Raw genomic sequence first — 17,689 nt, 5'->3', positions numbered from 1 at the left:
GCGCTTCATCGGTCAGTTGGTCTTGGTGACTTTCGACAGGTGCCGCGGCCGGTCCGGGTCCAGCCCGCGCGCGGCCGACAGCTGCGCCGCCATCACGTAGAACGCCTGGATCGCGACGATCGGATCGAGGTCCGGCGTGGCCGCCACCGGCAGCGTCAGGTCCCGTTGTGCCACGTCGGCGGGCGCGGCCAGCAGCACGCGCGCGCCACGGCCGCGCATCTCGTCGGCCAGCGCCAGGAGGCCGGCCTGCGTGGGGCCACGGGTGGCGAAGATCAGCAGCGGATAGCCTTCGTCGATCAGCGCCATCGGGCCGTGCTTGATCTCGGCGCCGGAGAACGCCTCGGCCTGCAGCGCGGACGTCTCCTTGAACTTCAGCGCCGACTCCAGCGCGACGGGGAAGCTGATGCCGCGGCCGACGACCATGATGTTGCGGGCCGGCGTCAGCACCTCCAGCGCGGCCGACCAGTCGGCCTGGCCGGCCGCGTGCAGCGCTTCCGGCAGCGCCGCCAGGCCGTCCTGCAGTTCCGGATCGTTCTGCCACTGCGCCACCATGCGCGCGCCCGCCACCAGCGACGTGATGAAGCTCTTGGTCGCCGCCACGCTCTGCTCCTTGCCGGCGCGCAGCGGCATCGCCCATTCGGCGGCCTGCGCCAGCGGCGAGTCGATGTCGTTGACGAGGGCGACGGTGGTCGCGCCGCCGTCGCGGAAGTAGCGGATCGGTTCCACCACGTCCGGGCTCTGGCCCGACTGCGACACGGCGATCGTCAACGTGTCGCGCGTCATCAGCGGCGACTTGTGCAAGGTGACGAGCGACATCGGCAGCGAGGCGACGATGCGGCCCAGGCGCGCCATGATCAGGTAGGCGATGTAGTTCGACGCATGGTCCGAGCTGCCGCGCGCGACCGTCAGCGCCGTGTTGAACGCCGTGCTCCTCAGTTTGCGGCCCAGCTCCGCGTAGCGGTCCGTGTCGTGCGCCAGCTGCAGCGCTACGCATTCGGACGCGGACAAGGCTTCCTTAAGCATCATTGAGGTCACAACGTTCTCCTTCGATATAGACGGCTTTGAGTTTGAGTTCGCGGTCCAGTACGACGAAATCGGACCACGCGCCCGGCGAGATGCGGCCCCGGTCTTCCAGGCCTAGATAATCGGCGGCGTGCGTGGAGACGCGCGCGGAGGCGTCGGCCAGGTCCAGGCCCAGCCCGACGAGGTTGCGCAGCGCCTGGTCCAGCGTCAGCGTGCTGCCGGCCAAGGTGCCGTCCGGCAGGCGCACGCCGCCCATGCATTTGTGGACCGTGTGGCGCCCCAGCATGTATTCGCCGTCCGGCATGCCGGTGGCCGCCGTGGAATCGGTCACGCAGTACAGGCGCGGGATCGCCCGCAGCGCCGTCTTGATGGCGCCCGGATGTACGTGCAGCAGGTCGGGAATCAGTTCGGCGAACTGGGCGTGCGCCAGCGCCGCGCCCACCATGCCGGGTTCGCGGTGGTGCAGGCCGCTCATTGCGTTGAACAGGTGCGTGAAGCCGGAAGCGCCGTGTTCCAGCGCCGCCACGCCGTCGTCGTAGGAGCCCAGCGTATGGCCGATCTGCACGCGCATGCCTTCGTTGGCCAGTTCGCGCACGAGGCCCAGGTGGCCGGCGATCTCCGGCGCCACGGTGATGACGCGCAATGGCGCCAGCGTCTCCAGGCGCTGCACCTCGGCCAGCGTGGCGGCGCGCGCGTAGTTTGGTTGCGCTCCCAGCTTGCCGGCATTGATGTACGGGCCTTCCAGGTGCGCGCCCAGCACGCGCGCCTCGTTCCTGCCGCGCTCCTTGACGGCCTTGCCGATGGCGGCCAGCGCCACGTCGATGTCTTCCGGCGGCGCCGTCATCGTCGTCGCCAGCAGGCTCGTGGTGCCGTGGCGCGCATGGATCGCGGCGATCCGGTGGATGGCGTCACCGCCTTCCATCACGTCCTTGCCCGCGCCGCCATGCACGTGCAGGTCGATGAAGCCGGGCAGGATGTAGTCGTCGGCATTGCCCTTCGGGTCGGCCGCCGCGCCCTGGATGTCGGCTACCCGCGTGCCGAAGGTGACGGCGCCGTGGATCCAGCCGCCCGGTGTGAGGATGTTACCTTTGATGGCATCGTTCATCGACGCGACTCCGCTACGAATTCATAGTAATCACTGCGGCACCACGAGTGGGTCAGTTCCACCGCGGCCCCGCTGTCCAGATAGCTCACGCGCGTGATGTGCAGCATGGCGGTACCAGGGGCGATATTGGCCAGCCTGGCCTGTTCGGTATTGGCATTGATGGCGCGGATGTGCTGCAGCGCGCGCATCGGGATGGTGCCGTTCGCTTCCAGGTAGCCGTACAGCGAGTCCGTCACGTTGTGCGGATTCGGCATGTAGCTGGCCGGGATCGTCGACGTCTCGATGGCCATGACGACGTCGTCGGCCGTGCGCAGGCGCTTCAGGCGCGCCACCGGCATGTTCGGCGACAGCCCCAGCGACAACAGTTCCAGCGGCGCGGCGATGCCGACCTCGCGCTGCAGCCAGCGCGAGCCGGCCGTGAAGCCGCGCTGGCGCAGCTCCTCGGAGAAGCTGGTCAGGCGCGACAGCGGCTGTTCCAGCTTCGGCGTGATGTAGGTCCCCGAGCCGCGCCGGCGCGTCAGCATGCCGCGGTCGCACAGCATGTCGATGGCCTTGCGGGCCGTCACGCGCGAGATCTGCAGCATGTCCGACAGCACGCGCTCGGACGGCAACGCCTCGTTGGCGCGCCAGTCGCCGCTGGCGATGCCGTCGGACAGCTTGTTCGCCAGTTGCATGTAGAGGGGGGTGTCGCTGGAGGCATCGGGACGGAAATCGCGCAACTGGACTAGCACGGCTTACTCCTTCAGTTGTTGTTGGATCAGGCGCAGCGCACCCTCGGCCGAATCGCCGTGGGCCGGCACGATGGCGGCCAGCAGTTCGGGCGGCAGGAAGGGGCGCATCGGTTCGCCCAGGCCGCCGCACAGGGCGATCGGCAGGGTGCCCGTGTCGTCCAGCGCGCGGGCGATCAGTGCGACCTGGCGGCCCGCGTCGAGCATGATGGCGCGCGCCGCGTCCTCGCGGTCGGCGAACTGCAGCACGATGCGCGCCAGCTGGGCATACTGGGTCTGGCTGGCGTTGGCAAGCCACACCTGGATGCGGTCGCGGCTGCCGCCGCATGCGGCGATGACGGCATCGGCGAACGGGTTGCCGGGCACGCGCCCGTCCACGACCTGCTGGATGTGATTGACGGCTCTCAGGCCGATCCACGCGCCGCCCGCCTCGTCGCCGGCGGGGAAGCCCCAGCCGCCCACTTCGCGGCGGCTGCCGTCGGTGCACAGGATCTCGCCCACGCTGCCGGTGCCCAGCGCAATGATCGCGCCCGGCTGGCCCGCATGCGCGCCCAGCACGGTCGTGTAGGCGTCGGTCTCCAGCGCCACGGCGGCATAGCCGGGATTGGCAGCGATGAAGTTGGCGGCCCATTGCGGGTTGTGCACGCCGGCGAGGCCCAGGCCGACGGCCATGGCGCTGCGCTCGGGCATGGCCAGCGCGGCGGCAGTGAAGGCGACCGCGATCGCTTCTTCGACGGACTTCCAGGCGTTCTGGATGCCGTGCAGCAGGCCGGACGGGCCGGCGCTGCCTTCGGCCAGCAGCTTGCCGTCCGGGCGCGCCAGCCGCACCCGCGTGCCGCTGCCGCCGCCATCGACACCGATGAGATATTCGATCATGTTGACTGAGGTTGTGAGGAGCTGTGGGGCACTATACGGGCGCGCAAACCAGCTTGTCAACAGGTATTTAACTGGTATTGAAATGTGTTGTTAAGACGATTAACGCCTGCGCCGAAACGTCGAGGTAAGTCATTGATATTGAATGGATTAGCAGGGAATGGAATGGTATTGAAGTTGGTATGCGAGGAAACCGGTTGGGATAATACCAGCGGGCACACCAATGAAAACGCCCGGCACGGCCGGGCGTTGCGCTGGCAGGGCGACGGCGCACTTTAGTCGGCCACGCCGTCCTCGTGGACGCCGCGCCGGTCCACCAGCACCAGGCGGGACTGGCCGGGCTGGCGGGTCGCTGTGGCCTGGCGCGACTGCGTCTCGACCTTGCCGCGCACGTTGACGGTGGCGCTGCCGGGGCCGCGTGCCGTCACGTTGGCCTGGTCGGCCTGCAGGGCCCGGCCGTCCAGGCTGCCCGAACCCGACAGTTCCGCGGCCAGTGCGCCGGTACGGCCGTGCAGCGTGACGCCGGCCGGGCCGTTCATGCGCAGCTTGGCGCTGCGCGTCTCCAGCCGCGTGGTCAGGCCGCCCGAGCCGTTCAGTTCGCCTTCCAGGCTGTCGCTGACGCGGTTCAGCTCGATCGAGCCGGGGCCGGTGGCATGCAGCACGGCGCGGCCGACCTGCAGGTCTTGTCCGTCCAGGTCGCCCGAGCCACTGACGTTGGCTTCCAGGCTGCCCGTGCTGCCCGCCAGCGTGGCGTTGCCGGGGCCGCTCAGCGTCACGCGCAAGCGCTGCGTCTGCAAGCCGCGCGCCTCCAGGTCGCCCGAGCCATGCACTTCGGCTTGCATTTGCCGGATCGTGCCGCTGACGCAGGCATTGCCGGGGCCCGACAACGCCGCGCTGGCGACTTCGACCGCAAGGGCGCACGCTTCCAGGTCGCCTGAGCCTTGCACCGTCGCGCGGATTGCCTTGCTGCGTCCGTGCAGCTTGACGTCGCCGGGCCCACGCATGGTGGCCGTCACCAGATCCGTGCGCAGGTCGGTTGCGTCCAGGTCGCCCGAGCCCGTCAGCTCCACGGCCAGCTCGCGAGTGATGCCCGCCGCTTCCACGTTGCCGGGGCCGCTCAGCTCGGCGCGCAAGGTGGCGGGGCGCAGTTGGCGCAAGTCGACGTCGCCGCTGCCGGCCACGCGCAACGTCAGTTCGCCGACGATGCCGGACGCGTGAATGTCGCCGGGGCCGGTGGCAGCCAGCACCAGGCGCTCCCCCTGGAAACGGGTCAGCTGGACGTCGCCGCTGCCGCCGTTCTTCAGGCTGTGCAGCTGGGGCGCACCGATGACGAGCCGGATCGGCTCGTTGCGCTTGCCGAAGCTGAAGTGCCAGCCGTTGCGCTGGCGCGGCCGGACGATGAGGGTGCCGCGTTCCGTAATGGTTTCGACGTCGGCCAGGTCCGCCGCAGGCCCCGTCAGGCGCACGCCGCGCGGTGCCTGTGCATCGATCGTGACGTCGAAGGGGCCGGACAGCTCGATGGCGCCGAATGCGCCGGTCTGGCGGGTTTCGGTGGCGGTGCGGGCGGGCTCCGCGGCGGCCGGCGTGGCCAGCAGGAGCAGAGCGGTGACGGGCAGGGCGGTGGCAAGCAGCTTGGTCATGAGGTTGGCCATGGTCGATTGATGAGTGATGTCAATACGATAGGGCAAACGGGGCGTTGCAGCGCCGGCGGCGAGACGAACCACCGAAAACGGGGCGTGGACGGTGTAAGAACGCGTCCAGGCGGTTCTTACTTGAAGGTGTCGTTGCGACGCTTGCGGCCGAGACGGAGCGCGACAAGGACGGCACCGACGGCCAGCATCGGCAGCACGCCCGGTTCGGGCACGGGCTGCGCCGGCGTGGAAACGGCCACGCCGACAGGGTCCACGGCCGGCGCGTCCCATTCCCGCGTCAACCCGGGCAGCTCGAGGACGGGCACGGGTTCGGCGCCATGGGCGGTAACGCAGGCCATGGCCAGGCTGAGAGAGGCGAACAGGGATTTCATGGGGGCCAAAAGGGGAAAGATATTTCCATTATGACACAGATGGTGTAATGATGATAATCAAATCGTGAAAATTGTTGCGTCGAGAAGTAACAGACGGCCGTGCCGGGCTGTCGGGCGCGCCGGGAGGTGTCATAATGCCCGCTGGAGAATCGAGAACATGATCAAGTACTTAGGGACGAGGAAAACCGCGGAAGGCGCGACGCTCTACGTTTTCCTGATCAACGGTGCGGAGAAGCAGATTCGCGAAAGCGCCCTGAAGCAGTATCCGGGCTGCTATGAGGCGTTGCCCGCTTCCGCCAAGGCCAAGATCGGCGCCAACCGGGCATGGCTGCAAAAGCTGTAGCCCGCGCTTGCTTGCGCGCATGGCTGGTGCTTGCTGCCGTGCTGCCGGTCTGCGGCACGGCTGGCGCGGCCGTCCCCACCCATTTCGGCACGGTGCTGGGCAACGGCCTGCTGTGCCGCGACCAGACCTCCAACCGCTACTATTTCGACTACATGGTGCGTTTCTTCGGCCAGCCCTACAAGCGCGAGGGCGGCGCCTACTGGTTCCGCACGCCCGAGGCCACCCTGTGGGGCTTTCCCATCCGCGAGGTGATGGTGAGCGACGAAAGCTGGCCGTACAGCTTCGTCGGCGCGCTGGCCGATGCCACCCCGGAAAAGCTGGAAGCGGCGATTACCGCCCAGGATGGCGTGCGCTATGCGAAAATCGACCGTTCCAGGTACCCGGTGCGCGAAACGCGGACGGGCGGCCGCATCGTCTATGCGAATCGCCAGGCAAAGATCTACTGCGCCAAGTTCAAGCCGCTACCGTTGCCGCCAGCGCTGCGCTAGCGCATTTGCCGGGATCCGCCAACGACAGGGTGTGCATGTACACGCAACATTTTCAGCTGAAACAATCCCCGTTTTCCATCGCGCCCGATCCGCGCTACCTGTTCATGAGCGAGCGCCATCGCGAAGCGCTGGCGCACCTGCTGTACGGCGTGGGCAGCGGCGGCGGCTTCGTCCTGCTGACGGGCGAGATCGGTGCCGGCAAGACCACCGTGTGCCGCTGCTTCATGGAGCAGATCCCGGCCAATTGCCGGTTGGCGTACATCTTCAATCCGAAGCTGTCGGTGGAGGAGTTGCTGCTGTCGATCTGCGACGAGCTGCGCATCGAGTTGCCGGCCGACGGCGGCGACAAGGTCACCGTCAAGGGCTACGTCGACGCGATCAACCGCCACCTGCTGGCCAACCATGCGCAGGGGCTGAACAACGTGCTCGTCATCGACGAGGCGCAGAACCTGTCGGCCGCCGTGCTCGAGCAGCTGCGCCTGCTGACGAACCTGGAGACGAGCGAGCGCAAGCTGCTGCAGATCATCCTGATCGGCCAGCCGGAGCTGCGCACGATACTGGCCCGGCCGGAGCTGGAACAACTGGCGCAGCGCGTCATCGCGCGCTACCACCTGGGTTCGCTGACGGCGGACGAAACGGGCCACTACATCGCGCACCGGCTTGCCGTGGCGGGCGCGACCGGGCCATTGCCGTTCCCGGCCGGCCTGACAGGCCTGGTGCACCAGCTGACGAAAGGCGTACCGCGCCGGATCAACCTGCTGTGCGACCGCGCGCTGCTGGGTGCCTACGTGGAAAACCGGCGCCAGGTCACGCGCCGCATCCTGCGCCGCGCCGCCGCCGAGGTGTTTGCCGGCGAAGCCACCGCCACCTGGCGCCGGCCCTGGCTGGTCGGAGCGGCCGGCGTGCTGGCCGGCGCCGTGCTGACGGCCGCCGCCGCATGGCAACTGGCCCCGGCGCCGGTACAGAAGACGCCGGCCACGGCCGCGGCACCCCGCTTGCCGGCCCTGGCGCCGGACGACTACGATGCCCACCTGCACCGGCTGGCCGGCATGTGGGGCGTCACGCCCGGTCATGGCGACCCGTGCGCGACGGCGGCGCGCGAGGACCTGCGCTGCCTGCAAGGCAAGGCCAGCCTGGATGAACTGCGCCGCCTGGATCGGCCGGCCGTGCTGCGCCTCGCCGGCGGCAAGGCGCCCACGTATGCACTGCTGACGGCGCTTGACGGCACCCAGGCCACCCTGGAACTGGCCGGCCAGCGCCAGCGCCTCGCGTTGGCGGAACTGGAGCGCCGCTATGAAGGCAACTACACGACATACTGGCGCGCCCCGCGCACCTGGCGCGACGAGGTCGGCGCCGGCGCGCGCGGACCGGACGTCGACTGGCTGGCGCGCCGGCTGGCCGAACTGCGGGGCGAGCCGGTGCCGCGCGAAGGGCTGGCGCTGGATGGCCCCGTGCTGCGCTGGCTGCGCGAGTTCCAGGCCGCGCAACACCTGAAGGCGGATGGTGTGGCCGGTCCGAAGACATTCATCCGCCTGAGCCAGCTGGCCGGCGTGCGCGAGCCGCGCCTGGCCGGGGGAGGAAAATAGATGTCCTATATCCTGGAAGCGCTGAAGAAGGCCGAAGCGGAACGACAGCTGGGCGCGGCGCCCACGATCCATGCACCCGTGCTGGACACCGCCGTGCCCCGTACCGCCATGCTGCGCAGGCCGTTGGTCGTTGCCGTCGGCGCGCTCGCTGTCGCGATCGGCGTGCTGGCCGCGGTGCTGTGGCAGCGCACGGCAAGCGTGGCAGCGGCAGCGCCGGCTGCGGTGGTTGCGCCACCGCAGCCGGTTGCCGCGGTGCCCGCGCCCGTGGTGAAGCCGGCAGCCGTGCCGGCCGTCGCGCCGCCGCCACCGGTCGTGGCAGTGGCCGGGCCCGCCCCGGTACCGCCACCGGTCGTGGCCGCGGCACAGCCGGCACCGGCAGCCGCCGAGCCGGCGCCCGACACGCCCGCACCGAAGCCGCTGTCGAAGCCGCTGTCGAAGCTGCCGTCGAAGCCGGCTGAGGAACCGGTCCAGGCGCTGGCCGACCTGCCCGAACCGATTCGCCGCGCGATCCCGCCATTCTCGATGGACGGCTATATGTACTCGGCCAACCCGGCCGACCGCCTGATCCTGATCGACAAGGTGCTGCGCCGCGAAGGCGACGAGGTGGCGCCCGGGCTGGTGCTGGAAAAACTGCTGCCGAAAGGCGCCGTGTTCAGTTTCCGCGGCTATCGCTACCGCGTGGCGTTCTGACGACGCGCACGACAGCGCCCGTCATCGTGACGTAACAAGCGTCGGTCATGCTTGTCGTATTGGCAAATACGACAGGAGTAAATTAATGAAGCTGAACATGTTGTCCCTGCTGGTCACCGCCGTGCTGCCCGCCCACGCGGCCGCCATCTCGCCCGACCAGGCCGTCACGGAACCCGGCAGCCTGATCGTGCTGCTGGCCATTGTCGTGCTGATCTGCCTGGCGACCGGGGGCGGCAAGGACGGTCCGTTCCGTCCCGAGTAAGCGCCAGCCCGGCGCCGTCTCCCGCGGTGGTTATAATGAACGGCCGCAACCATGGGAGGGCAGATGTATCGGGAACAAGCGTCGCCACGGCGCGTCATCGGCGTCGTCGGGCGCTCCGGCAGCGGCAAGACCACGCTGCTGGAAGTCGTCGTCGCCGCGCTGGCGGGGCGGGGACTGAAGGTCAACGTCATCAAGCACAGCCATCATGACCTGGAGCTGGAGCCACCGCGCAAGGACAGCGCGCGCATGCGCCTGGCCGGCGCGGCCGAGGTGATGGTGGCGTCGCCCTACCGCTTTGCCATCGTGCACGAGCTGCGCGGCGCACCGGAGCCGGGCCTGGACGAGCAACTGGCCCGCCTGGCCCCCGCCGACCTGACGCTGGTGGAAGGGTTCAAATCGTGGCCGCTGCCGAAGCTGGAGGTCTACCGCGCCGCTGTCGGCCAGCCGCCGCTGTATCCGCACGACCCGCTGATTGCCGCGGTGGCTTCCGATGAGCCACGGCCGGCCGATGCGCGCCCTGAGCTGGCGTGGCTGGACCTGAACGCGCCGCTCACCGTGCTGGCCTGGATCGAGCGCGAACTGGCCCTCAAGTTTCCCGCCGACGTGCCGTAACCGAAACAGGCCACAAGGCAAAACGGAGGCGACAATGGACGTAATGGGTATTGCAAAGCTGGCGACGACGATCGCCGACACGGGCGTCAAGCAGGAAGTCGGCATCACGATGCTGAAGAAGGCGCAGGAAGCCCAGGCCGCCAGTGCCGCCGCGCTGATCGCCGCGCTGCCGCAGCCGGCTCCCAGCCTGCCGCCGCACCTGGGCAATCACGTCAACACGACGGCCTGACTTTTCATTAGAATCGCTTTTCCAGGGCGGCACGCCGCCGCCCGTCACCAAAGGAAAACGATGAACAAGCACGCCATGCTGGCCGCCGCGCTGGCAACCGTTTGCGCTGCCGCGAACGCCCATCCTGCCGGCCCGGACAGCGCCGGGGCCGAAAAGGAACGCTGCTACGGCGTCGCCAAGGCCGGCCAGAACGATTGCGGCTCGTCCGACGGCGCGCACGGCTGCGCGTCGCTGGCCAAGACCGACAACGCGCCAACCGAGTGGAAGTGGGTAGCCAAGGGCACCTGCGAGAAACTCGGCGGCAAGACCACGCCACCGCCAGCGCAATAAGCATGACCGTCCCGCCCGCGCGGGCCGGCGTCGGCCTGCGCGTGCCCCATTACCGCGACTTCCTGGATGGCCGCCCGGCCGCCGGCTGGCTGGAAGTCCATACCGAAAACTACCTTGCCCTCGGCGGCTGGGATGCGCACGTGCTGTCCCGGCTGCGGCGCGACTATCCGGTCAGCCTGCACGGCGTCGCGCTGGGCCTGGGCAGCGCCCACGGCATCGACATGGCGCACCTGACGCGTGTTCGCGAGCTGGTGCGCCGCATCGAGCCGATGCTGGTTTCCGAACACCTCAGCTGGGCCGCCATCGCGGGGCGGCACTTGCACGACCTGCTGCCGCTGGCGCTGGACGACGCCATGCTCGACCTGCTGAGCGAACGGGTGGCGCGCGTGCAGGATGCGCTGGGCCGCCAGATCCTCGTCGAGAACGTGTCGAGCTACGTGCGCTTCCAGGCCGACACGATGGGCGAGGCCGCATTCCTGAACGCGCTGGCGCGCCGCACCGGCTGCGGCCTGCTGCTCGACATTAACAACCTGTACGTCAACCAGTGCAACCATGGCGAGGATGCGCTGGCGGCACTGGCCGCCATCGATCCGGGGCTGGTCGGCGAAATCCACCTGGGCGGCCACCGCGTCACGCCAGGCGCCGTGATCGACGACCATGGCAGTGCCGTGGCCGAGCCCGTCTGGCAACTGTACGAGGCGGCGCTGCGCCGGTTTGGCGCCGTGCCGACCTTGGTCGAGTGGGACAGCGACGTGCCGCCGCTGCCCGTACTGCTGGCGCAGGCGCAGCGGGCGGACAACCTGGCTGCCGGCTGCTTAGCGGCCACCCCGCGGCCCTGGCGGCCGACCCCGCTCTTGCCGGCGGCTGTTCCAGGCGAACTCCAGCAGCGCTTCGCGGCGGCCGTGCTGGCACCGGCGCAAATTGCCGAGGTCGCTGCCGACCTGCGTGCGGCGGACGTGCCGGCCCGCATGGCCATCTACCGGGGCAACCTGCTGGGCAGCTGGCACAAGGCCTTGACCAACGCCTACCCCGTCATCCGGCAACTGGTAGGCGACGAGTTCCTGGCCGCGCTGGCGGCCGAGTACGGCGCCGCGCATCCGTCGGCGGACGGCGACCTGAACGCCTTCGGCGCGCATTTCGCAGCGTTCCTGCAGACTTTCCCGCACGTGGCGGAGATGCCTTATCTACCTGACATGGCGCGGCTCGAATGGCTGCTGCATCGCGCCCATTACGCGCCCGACGTCGCTGCGCTCGACGCCACCGCGTTCGCGGCGCTGACACCGGGGCAGTTCGCCGCCACCCGGCTGACGCCGCACCCGACCGCAGAGGCTTTCGCGTCCCGCTGGGCCGTCGGGCCGCTCTGGCTGGCCCACCAGCCCGGCAGCGGGGTAGCGTTTCCATCGATCGACGTGCCCAGTCATGGCCTGGTGTGCCGGCCGGGCTGGCGCGCAACCGTGTTGGCCGAAGGCGAGGCGGGATACGCCATGCTGGCGCGGTTGATGAGGGGAGAGACAGTCGCTGCTGCGCTGGATGCCGCGCTGGCGATCGACGTCGCGTTCGAGAGTGGCGCTGCGCTGCAGCGTTGGCTGGCAGTGGGCGCCTTTGCTGGACTGGACGGCTAGCCAACTACCGCCGCGCAGAGGTCTGGAAGAAATTTACTTGACCAATGTTTTCATACCAAGGTACCGCCAACCTGTATCCGGCAACGATGGAATGGTCGACGACCTCGATGGACCGGTGGTGAACGACTTTGTCAACGACCTTCTGTATGTACGGATGGAAACCTACGGCCACGCGCGCTAGCGCGCCGCCCTGATGCCGACGCTGCCGGCGCTTCCTCAGTGAAACGCCCGCAACACCTTCTGCTCGCCGGTGCGGTCGCCATGCTGCCGGCAGGCCTGTTCGGTCGCGTCGAGCATCCGTGCCAGCTGGGCTTCCTCGCAGCGTTCCAGTTCCTCGTTGGCGACGGCCAGCGCCTGGGCCAGCTTGTTGCGGGCTGTCTGGTACAGGCCGTGATCGTAATGTCCCGTGTGCTTCAGCAGGTCTTCCGCGTTCTCGATGACCTGCCGCAGGTCGCCGATCAGGCGCTGCTGCGTGACGATTTTCGTGTCGGAGCCGTTCATGATGTTTCCCTGTGTTAGCTGATGCTGAATCGTGAATATAGCGTCGGCCAGGCAGCAGGGGTTGCGGCAAATCAAGCCCCGTCGGTACCGCTTTCGCCGAGGACGACGATGCGCACGTCGCCCAGCGTGACTTGCTGGCCCGCGCGGATCTTTGCGGTCTTGCGCAACTCCTGCTTGCCGTCCACGCGCACCTGGCCGCTGGCGACGATCTGCTTGCCCGCGCCGCCGCTGTCGCACAAGCCGACCACCTTCAGCAGCTGGTTCAGCTCGATAAATTCCGATGTTAATTCAAATTCTACTTTTTGCATTCTATCCTCGTTGAAACTGATGCCGCGCACGTAATGTTTAGCAGCGGAATGTTGTAAATATGTTACGAAGAACCGTGCGCGGCGGCGCGAGTCAGCCGCTGGCGCCCGGCTGCGTCATGGCCAAGGGAACGATCCACTGTTCGAACTGCTCGGCCGTCACATAGCCCAGCGCCAGCGCGGCATCGCGCAAGGTCGTGCCTTCGTGCTGGGCTTTCTTGGCGATCTGGGCGGCGCGATCATACCCGATGTGCGGCGCCAGCGCGGTCACCAGCATCAGCGAGCGTTCCATCAGTTCGCCGATGCGCTCCCGGTTCGGCTCGATGCCGTGGGCGCAGTGCTCGTCGAAACTGCGCATGCCGTCCGCCAGCAGGCGCGCGCTCTGCAGGAAGTTGTGGGCCAGCAGCGGTTTGTAGACGTTCAGCTCGAAATTGCCGGAAGCGCCGCCCATGGTGATCGCCACGTCGTTGCCGAACACCTGGCAGCACAGCATCGTGACGGCCTCGCACTGCGTCGGGTTGACCTTGCCCGGCATGATGGAGCTGCCCGGCTCGTTCTCCGGAATCGTGATCTCGCCCAGGCCGGAGCGGGGACCGGAAGCCATCCAGCGCACGTCGTTGGCGATCTTGAACAGCGCGGCGGCCAGCGTCTTCAATGCGCCATGTGCCGCCACCAGCGCCTCGTGGCCAGCCAGCGCCGCGAACTTGTTGTCGGCGCTGCGGAACGGCAGCTCCAGCCGTTCAGCCAGCTCGGCGGCGATCCGGGTCGCGTATTCCGGATGGGCATTCAGGCCCGTGCCGACAGCCGTGCCGCCGGCCGCCAGCTCCAGCACGGCGGGCAGGGCGTTGGTAAGTGCCCGCTCCGCATGGTCCAGCTGGGCGACGTAGCCGGAGAATTCCTGGCCCAGCGTCAGCGGCGTGGCGTCCTGCAAATGCGTGCGGCCGATCTTGACGATGTCGGCAAACGCCTGTGCCTTGCTGTCGAGCGTGGCGCGCAGCTGGCGCAGGGCCGGCAGCACGTCGGTGGCGACGGCGGTGGCGGCCGCGACGTGGATGGCGGTCGGGAAGATGTCATTCGACGACTGGCTCTTGTTGACGTCGTCGTTCGGATGCAGCTTGCGCTCCTCGCCGCGCACGCCGCCCAGCAGCTCGGAGGCGCGGTTGGCCAGCACCTCGTTCATGTTCATGTTCGATTGCGTGCCCGAACCCGTCTGCCACACGGCCAAGGGAAATTCCTGCGCATGCTTGCCGGCCAGTACCTCGTCCGCCGCGCGAGCGATCGCATCCGCCTTCACCGCGTCCAGCACGCCCAGGTCGACGTTGACGCGCGCCGCCGCCCGTTTCACCTGCGCCAGCGCGGCGATCAGTTCCGGCGGCATGCGTTCGGTGGAGATGCGGAAGTGCTGCAGCGAGCGCTGCGTCTGCGCACCCCACAAGCGGTCGGCCGGCACGTCGATGGGGCCGAAACTGTCGCGTTCGATTCTGCTGTCCATGCTGTTCCTTTATCAATGTTGGCGTTTTACTTGTTCCCCAGTGTAGCGCAGCGAAGAAATTCGGGCGGAGCACTACATAAAACGGGAATTGCGCCGTAAAAGGGTTAGGCCTTACTCGCAGGAAACACCCGATTGCCATGCCGCTCATGTACACGTTCAAGCCCTTGACCCTTGCCGCCCTGTTGTTTGCCACCGGCGTCCACGCCGCCGAACTGGGCGAGGCGACGGTGCGCTCGCACATCGGCCAGCAACTGGTGGCGGACGTGGAACTGGTCGACCTGACGCCCCAGGACCTGGCGGACCTGCAGGTCCGGCTGGCCAGCCGCAACGTTTTCCAAGGTGCCAACGTCACCATCAGCCCGGCGCTGGCGGGACTGAACGCCACCGTGGTCAAGCGCGACGGGCGCCGCATCCTGCACCTGACCACCGCTTCGCCTGTGCCGTCGGAACTGCTGCATCTGTATTTCGAGCTGTCGAGCGGTGGACGCCAGAGCGTGCGCGGCGTGACACTCTGGCTGACGCCGGCACCCCCCGCGCCACCGGCTCCACCGGCACCCGTACCCCAACCGACCCGCATCGTGGCGGCGCCGGTGGAGCCGTCGCCCGCTGTGGTGCGAGCGCCGGAGCCGAAGCGAGCACCAGCCCGTGCAGGCGTCAGTATCCAGCTGGCGGCGGCCACTGTGCCGGGTAAGCAGCCGACCCGTGCCGATGCGGAACTGCTGGGCGCTGTCGAGCGTGCCTTTGCCGCGCGGGGCAAGCCGGCGCTGCCGGTCGTCGACACGCAGACGGCGCAGGCCAGGCCCGCGTTGAAGGGGGAGAAGGCAAGGCAGGGCGAAGTGCCGACAGTACAGGTCGCAGAGAAGAAAACCGCAACGCTGCCCGAAAAGCAGCCCGAAAAGCAGCCCCGGAAGCAGCTGGTCATACAGCCTGAAATGGGCGCGCAGAACGTCCCGGTCCCCGCAGCGAAACGTGCCGATAAGCCGGCAGCACAGCCGGTCGAAAAGACGGCAAAGGAAAAGCCAGTGGTAACCAGGCCCGAGCCCGCCAAGGCACCGCCTGCGGAAGACAAGGCCATGCTGAAGAAGCTGGCCGAGCTGGAAGCCAAGCTGAAGACGCTGCAGAAGATGGTCGGCAACGGCGCAGTGGCTGCTGTGCCGCGGCCGGCGGCCGCCGGCGTCCCGGCCGTATCAATTGGGGGCAAGCCCGAGGAGCCAGCGCCGGCGCAGGCTCCGATTCCGGCCCCGGCAGCCGAGCCGCCCGGCCGTACCGCGGCAGGGAAGATCACGGACGCACGGGATAAATCGCCGGCGCAACCGGCGTCACCGCAGCCGGACAAGGCGGCGGCAGCCCAGGAGCCGGCCCCGCAAGCCAAGGCGCCGGCACCGAAGCCCGCGGCGCCCAAGGCGGCGGCGCCCGTCGAGGAACCCGTCAAGGAGAAAAAGATGTCGCGCCCGAAAGTGCTGACGATGATCGCTGGCGCCACCGTGGCGCTGCTGGCCGTGGTGGGGGGGATCGTCTACTTCGTGCGGCGCCGCAACGCCAAGCATGCCAAGGCCCAGATCCAGGTGTGGCAGAGCTGGCGCAAGAAGGCCATTGCCGAGGCGGCGACGGGCGAACCCGAGGCGGACGAAGCTGCAGAGGAAAAAGCGGCAGCGGCCTGACGCCCGGCAGGGCGGAAACAAAAAAAGCGCCTCGCGGGCGCTTTTTCTTTGAGAGGGCTGCAACGCAGCCGGCAATTCAGCCGTTCAGCTGGCCCATCCAGGGTTCCGTCACGTCGCGCACGGCGCGGTCGTTGGCCAGGATCTGCTTGAGCAGGTCGATCTTGCGCTGGCGGGCAGCGCCTTCCAGCTTCGTCACGCCGCCGATCGCGGGCACGGCTGCCGCGGCACACTGGTTTTCCAGCTTGTCCAGGCCATCCCAGTCGCCCATCTGGGCTGCCACCGCCATCTTGCCCGTCAAGCCGGCAATGTTTTCGTACATGGAGAGAACTTCGGTGGATGTCATGGCCAGCCTTCAAAAAACGTCAATGGAGTACCGCTTGTCTGGATTAACGTCAGGCCGGGGCGGAACTTTAGGGTTTTCTGAAATTTTTTTTGAATTATTTTTGGGCTTGCCATCGCGACAATATTCGCGCCGCCCTTCAGGCGCCGCCAGCCAGGTACAGCAGCGGCGGCACCAGCAGCACGACGGCGACGCCGATGGTCCAGCGGGCCAGCGCGGGCCTGCCGACCCGGCCCTTCCATGCCGAATACCACAGGAAGCCGATGCAGGCCACATCGACGACGATTGTCAGCGCATAGGAAGCAACGAATGCCAGGAATGGGGCCCAGCGGGCGCCGCCCGGGCCGGGCGCGGTCGCTTCCATGGCAGACCATGCCAGGCCCAGCGGGATCAGGGCCAGCCCGATCAGGACTGCGCACCATGCTGTGCGCTTGTTGTTGGGACGGGATGCCGGAGTCATCCCGGCATTATACAAAGGGCAATAGGACGGACGCCAACAGCGTCAGCGGAACATTTCTTCCAGCCCCGCGCTCAGTTCATCCAGCGGCGGCATCTCGTCCAGCAGCAGGTCCGGGTCGAGGCCGATGGCCTGCGCCACGTCGCGCGGCAGCGTGCTGGCCAGTTGCTTGTCGTCCTGGTTTTCCAGCAGCGCGCGGGCACGCCAGGCGCCCAGGTGCACGACCGCGGCCAGGCGATCGACCGCGCCGTGCGCCAGCGGCGCGGGGATGACTTCGATGGCGTCGGAGAACGCGGCCGGGAACTGCCAGCGGCGCGCCAGTTCGGCGCCCACGTCCGCGTAGCCGAAGCCGAAGGCCGCCTTCTCCACGTCCAGGCGGCGGGCGTCCAGTGGTGCGGTGTCGCGGTCCAGGGCCTGGGCCTCGGCCGGCATCGCCGAATGGATCAGCAGCTCGCCGATGGCGTGCATCATGCCGATCGTGAAGGCCAGCTCCTGGTTGTTGCGCGTCTTGCGGGCGATCCACTTCGCGGCCACGGCCGTGTGCATGCTGTAGCGCCAGAACTGCTGCAGGTCCAGCCCCGTGACGGCCTTGAAGCCGTTGACGAGGCCGGAACTGATGACAAGCGTGCGCACCGCAACGAAGCCCAGCATCAGCACGGCATCCTCGACGGTGCCGATGCTGCGCGAGACGTTGTAGTAGGCGGAGTTCGCCAGCCGCAGCAGCTTGGCGCTCAGGACCGGATCGAGCGCGACCTTCTTTGCCACGTCCTCCGTCGATACCGATGCCTTGTCGAAGCTCTGGATCAGGTCTTGCACCACCTTGGGCGCCGTCGGCAACGCGGTCGGGTTATCGAACAATTCCTGCAGTGTCATCGCGCGTCTCCTGTGTGCAATGTTGCCGTACGTGAATACTTAGGTGAACTATATAGGGAATCCGGGCGCGGCAGAAGCGGTTTGTGGCCGGTCGCGCAGTCGACGCCGCGGCGCAGTGCCACTTTACAGCAGACTGTCGCCCGGTG

At 68.1% G+C, this 17,689-nt stretch carries 22 protein-coding genes; 10 read left to right on the top strand and 12 right to left on the bottom strand.

The window, feature by feature from the left end:
- Nucleotides 1-12: 12 nt before the first annotated feature.
- The 6 genes from PX653_RS14030 to PX653_RS14005 form a co-directional block, all read right to left on the bottom strand.
- Nucleotides 13-1,026, bottom strand: a complete 1,014-nt coding sequence (locus tag PX653_RS14030; RefSeq protein WP_277418461.1) for an SIS domain-containing protein — start codon at nt 1,024-1,026, stop codon at nt 13-15.
- Nucleotides 1,016-2,128, bottom strand: a complete 1,113-nt coding sequence (nagA, locus tag PX653_RS14025) for an N-acetylglucosamine-6-phosphate deacetylase (RefSeq protein ID WP_277418460.1) — start codon at nt 2,126-2,128, stop codon at nt 1,016-1,018. The genes PX653_RS14030 and nagA overlap by 11 nt, the downstream gene beginning before the upstream one ends.
- Entirely contained in the window at nt 2,125-2,802 is a 678-nt protein-coding gene (locus PX653_RS14020; protein WP_277418576.1) for a GntR family transcriptional regulator, read from the bottom strand. Before PX653_RS14020 ends, nagA begins: the two co-directional genes overlap by 4 nt.
- 60 nt (nt 2,803-2,862) lie before the next feature.
- Nucleotides 2,863-3,732, bottom strand: coding sequence for a glucosamine kinase nucleotide-binding domain-containing protein (locus PX653_RS14015; protein WP_277418459.1), 870 nt, complete (start codon nt 3,730-3,732; stop codon nt 2,863-2,865).
- A 272-nt stretch (nt 3,733-4,004) separates the two neighbouring features.
- The gene (locus PX653_RS14010) at nt 4,005-5,369 is read right to left on the bottom strand and encodes a head GIN domain-containing protein (protein WP_277418458.1); all 1,365 of its coding nucleotides are present in this window, start codon (nt 5,367-5,369) and stop codon (nt 4,005-4,007) included.
- A gap of 128 nt (nt 5,370-5,497) precedes the next feature.
- Complete coding sequence (locus PX653_RS14005) at nt 5,498-5,752, bottom strand: PEP-CTERM sorting domain-containing protein (protein WP_277418457.1); 255 nt, start codon at nt 5,750-5,752, stop codon at nt 5,498-5,500.
- Nucleotides 5,753-5,909: 157 nt separating this feature from the next.
- Here PX653_RS14005 and PX653_RS14000 point away from each other — a divergent pair, with 157 nt between their 5' ends.
- From PX653_RS14000 to bufB, 9 genes are all read left to right on the top strand, one after another.
- Nucleotides 5,910-6,095 (top strand): hypothetical protein, encoded by a 186-nt coding sequence (locus PX653_RS14000; protein WP_277418456.1) that lies wholly within the window; start codon nt 5,910-5,912, stop codon nt 6,093-6,095.
- An 11-nt stretch (nt 6,096-6,106) separates the two neighbouring features.
- Nucleotides 6,107-6,583, top strand: a complete 477-nt coding sequence (locus PX653_RS13995) for a hypothetical protein (RefSeq protein ID WP_277418455.1) — start codon at nt 6,107-6,109, stop codon at nt 6,581-6,583.
- A gap of 35 nt (nt 6,584-6,618) precedes the next feature.
- Nucleotides 6,619-8,169: an AAA family ATPase gene (locus PX653_RS13990; protein WP_277418454.1), complete on the top strand. Its 1,551-nt coding sequence runs from the start codon at nt 6,619-6,621 to the stop codon at nt 8,167-8,169.
- Nucleotides 8,170-8,859: a general secretion pathway protein GspB gene (locus tag PX653_RS13985; RefSeq protein ID WP_277418453.1), complete on the top strand. Its 690-nt coding sequence runs from the start codon at nt 8,170-8,172 to the stop codon at nt 8,857-8,859. It abuts the gene before it with no gap.
- Between the two features lie 85 nt (nt 8,860-8,944).
- Nucleotides 8,945-9,121 (top strand): hypothetical protein, encoded by a 177-nt coding sequence (locus PX653_RS13980; protein ID WP_277418452.1) that lies wholly within the window; start codon nt 8,945-8,947, stop codon nt 9,119-9,121.
- A gap of 63 nt (nt 9,122-9,184) precedes the next feature.
- The gene (mobB, locus tag PX653_RS13975; RefSeq protein WP_277418451.1) at nt 9,185-9,733 is read left to right on the top strand and encodes a molybdopterin-guanine dinucleotide biosynthesis protein B; all 549 of its coding nucleotides are present in this window, start codon (nt 9,185-9,187) and stop codon (nt 9,731-9,733) included.
- Between the two features lie 43 nt (nt 9,734-9,776).
- On the top strand, nt 9,777-9,962 hold the full coding sequence (locus PX653_RS13970) for a YjfB family protein (protein ID WP_277418450.1): 186 nt from the start codon (nt 9,777-9,779) through the stop codon (nt 9,960-9,962).
- Between the two features lie 60 nt (nt 9,963-10,022).
- Nucleotides 10,023-10,292, top strand: coding sequence for a BufA1 family periplasmic bufferin-type metallophore (locus PX653_RS13965; RefSeq protein ID WP_277418449.1), 270 nt, complete (start codon nt 10,023-10,025; stop codon nt 10,290-10,292).
- A gap of 2 nt (nt 10,293-10,294) precedes the next feature.
- Nucleotides 10,295-11,914, top strand: a complete 1,620-nt coding sequence (gene bufB, locus PX653_RS13960) for an MNIO family bufferin maturase (protein ID WP_277418448.1) — start codon at nt 10,295-10,297, stop codon at nt 11,912-11,914.
- A gap of 216 nt (nt 11,915-12,130) precedes the next feature.
- On the opposite strand, the gene PX653_RS13955 is transcribed toward bufB, so the two are convergent.
- The 3 genes from PX653_RS13955 to fumC form a co-directional block, all read right to left on the bottom strand.
- Complete coding sequence (locus tag PX653_RS13955) at nt 12,131-12,415, bottom strand: hypothetical protein (protein ID WP_277418447.1); 285 nt, start codon at nt 12,413-12,415, stop codon at nt 12,131-12,133.
- Nucleotides 12,416-12,486: 71 nt separating this feature from the next.
- The gene (locus PX653_RS13950) at nt 12,487-12,723 is read right to left on the bottom strand and encodes an RNA-binding S4 domain-containing protein (RefSeq protein ID WP_277418446.1); all 237 of its coding nucleotides are present in this window, start codon (nt 12,721-12,723) and stop codon (nt 12,487-12,489) included.
- Between the two features lie 91 nt (nt 12,724-12,814).
- A complete protein-coding gene (gene fumC / locus PX653_RS13945; RefSeq protein WP_277418445.1) occupies nt 12,815-14,212 on the bottom strand; it encodes a class II fumarate hydratase in 1,398 nt (465 codons plus the stop codon).
- Nucleotides 14,213-14,349: 137 nt separating this feature from the next.
- On the opposite strand from fumC, the gene PX653_RS13940 reads away from it, so the two are divergent.
- On the top strand, nt 14,350-15,873 hold the full coding sequence (locus tag PX653_RS13940; RefSeq protein ID WP_277418444.1) for a type IV pilus assembly protein FimV: 1,524 nt from the start codon (nt 14,350-14,352) through the stop codon (nt 15,871-15,873).
- A gap of 76 nt (nt 15,874-15,949) precedes the next feature.
- Here the strand turns inward: PX653_RS13940 and PX653_RS13935 are convergent, their stop codons facing one another.
- From PX653_RS13935 to PX653_RS13925, 3 genes are all read right to left on the bottom strand, one after another.
- Nucleotides 15,950-16,216 (bottom strand): flagellar protein FliT, encoded by a 267-nt coding sequence (locus PX653_RS13935; RefSeq protein WP_277418443.1) that lies wholly within the window; start codon nt 16,214-16,216, stop codon nt 15,950-15,952.
- A gap of 136 nt (nt 16,217-16,352) precedes the next feature.
- Entirely contained in the window at nt 16,353-16,673 is a 321-nt protein-coding gene (locus tag PX653_RS13930; protein WP_277418442.1) for a hypothetical protein, read from the bottom strand.
- A 42-nt stretch (nt 16,674-16,715) separates the two neighbouring features.
- On the bottom strand, nt 16,716-17,543 hold the full coding sequence (locus PX653_RS13925; RefSeq protein WP_277418441.1) for an HDOD domain-containing protein: 828 nt from the start codon (nt 17,541-17,543) through the stop codon (nt 16,716-16,718).
- Nucleotides 17,544-17,689 lie beyond the last annotated feature (146 nt).

The sequence above is a fragment of the Pseudoduganella chitinolytica genome (assembly GCF_029028125.1).
Taxonomy (GTDB): domain Bacteria; phylum Pseudomonadota; class Gammaproteobacteria; order Burkholderiales; family Burkholderiaceae_D; genus Rugamonas; species Rugamonas chitinolytica.
This window is presented reverse-complemented; position numbering and strand designations above follow the sequence as displayed.

Excerpts from the sequence above, each read along its gene's own strand:
- PX653_RS13935 (WP_277418443.1), bottom strand. The coding sequence starts at position 16,216 with ATGACATCCACCGAAGTTCTCTCCATGTACGAAAACATTGCCGGCTTG.
- PX653_RS14020 (WP_277418576.1), bottom strand. The coding sequence starts at position 2,802 with ATGCAACTGGCGAACAAGCTGTCCGACGGCATCGCCAGCGGCGACTGG.
- PX653_RS13980 (WP_277418452.1), top strand. The coding sequence starts at position 8,945 with ATGAAGCTGAACATGTTGTCCCTGCTGGTCACCGCCGTGCTGCCCGCC.
- bufB (WP_277418448.1), top strand. The coding sequence starts at position 10,295 with ATGACCGTCCCGCCCGCGCGGGCCGGCGTCGGCCTGCGCGTGCCCCAT.
- PX653_RS13965 (WP_277418449.1), top strand. The coding sequence starts at position 10,023 with ATGAACAAGCACGCCATGCTGGCCGCCGCGCTGGCAACCGTTTGCGCT.
- PX653_RS13990 (WP_277418454.1), top strand. The coding sequence starts at position 6,619 with ATGTACACGCAACATTTTCAGCTGAAACAATCCCCGTTTTCCATCGCG.
- PX653_RS14005 (WP_277418457.1), bottom strand. The coding sequence starts at position 5,752 with ATGAAATCCCTGTTCGCCTCTCTCAGCCTGGCCATGGCCTGCGTTACC.
- PX653_RS14000 (WP_277418456.1), top strand. The coding sequence starts at position 5,910 with ATGATCAAGTACTTAGGGACGAGGAAAACCGCGGAAGGCGCGACGCTC.
- PX653_RS13925 (WP_277418441.1), bottom strand. The coding sequence starts at position 17,543 with ATGACACTGCAGGAATTGTTCGATAACCCGACCGCGTTGCCGACGGCG.
- PX653_RS14015 (WP_277418459.1), bottom strand. The coding sequence starts at position 3,732 with ATGATCGAATATCTCATCGGTGTCGATGGCGGCGGCAGCGGCACGCGG.
- PX653_RS14030 (WP_277418461.1), bottom strand. The coding sequence starts at position 1,026 with ATGATGCTTAAGGAAGCCTTGTCCGCGTCCGAATGCGTAGCGCTGCAG.
- PX653_RS13985 (WP_277418453.1), top strand. The coding sequence starts at position 8,170 with ATGTCCTATATCCTGGAAGCGCTGAAGAAGGCCGAAGCGGAACGACAG.
- fumC (WP_277418445.1), bottom strand. The coding sequence starts at position 14,212 with ATGGACAGCAGAATCGAACGCGACAGTTTCGGCCCCATCGACGTGCCG.
- PX653_RS13940 (WP_277418444.1), top strand. The coding sequence starts at position 14,350 with ATGCCGCTCATGTACACGTTCAAGCCCTTGACCCTTGCCGCCCTGTTG.
- PX653_RS13950 (WP_277418446.1), bottom strand. The coding sequence starts at position 12,723 with ATGCAAAAAGTAGAATTTGAATTAACATCGGAATTTATCGAGCTGAAC.
- PX653_RS13955 (WP_277418447.1), bottom strand. The coding sequence starts at position 12,415 with ATGAACGGCTCCGACACGAAAATCGTCACGCAGCAGCGCCTGATCGGC.
- PX653_RS14010 (WP_277418458.1), bottom strand. The coding sequence starts at position 5,369 with ATGACCAAGCTGCTTGCCACCGCCCTGCCCGTCACCGCTCTGCTCCTG.
- PX653_RS13970 (WP_277418450.1), top strand. The coding sequence starts at position 9,777 with ATGGGTATTGCAAAGCTGGCGACGACGATCGCCGACACGGGCGTCAAG.
- PX653_RS13930 (WP_277418442.1), bottom strand. The coding sequence starts at position 16,673 with ATGACTCCGGCATCCCGTCCCAACAACAAGCGCACAGCATGGTGCGCA.
- nagA (WP_277418460.1), bottom strand. The coding sequence starts at position 2,128 with ATGAACGATGCCATCAAAGGTAACATCCTCACACCGGGCGGCTGGATC.
- mobB (WP_277418451.1), top strand. The coding sequence starts at position 9,185 with ATGTATCGGGAACAAGCGTCGCCACGGCGCGTCATCGGCGTCGTCGGG.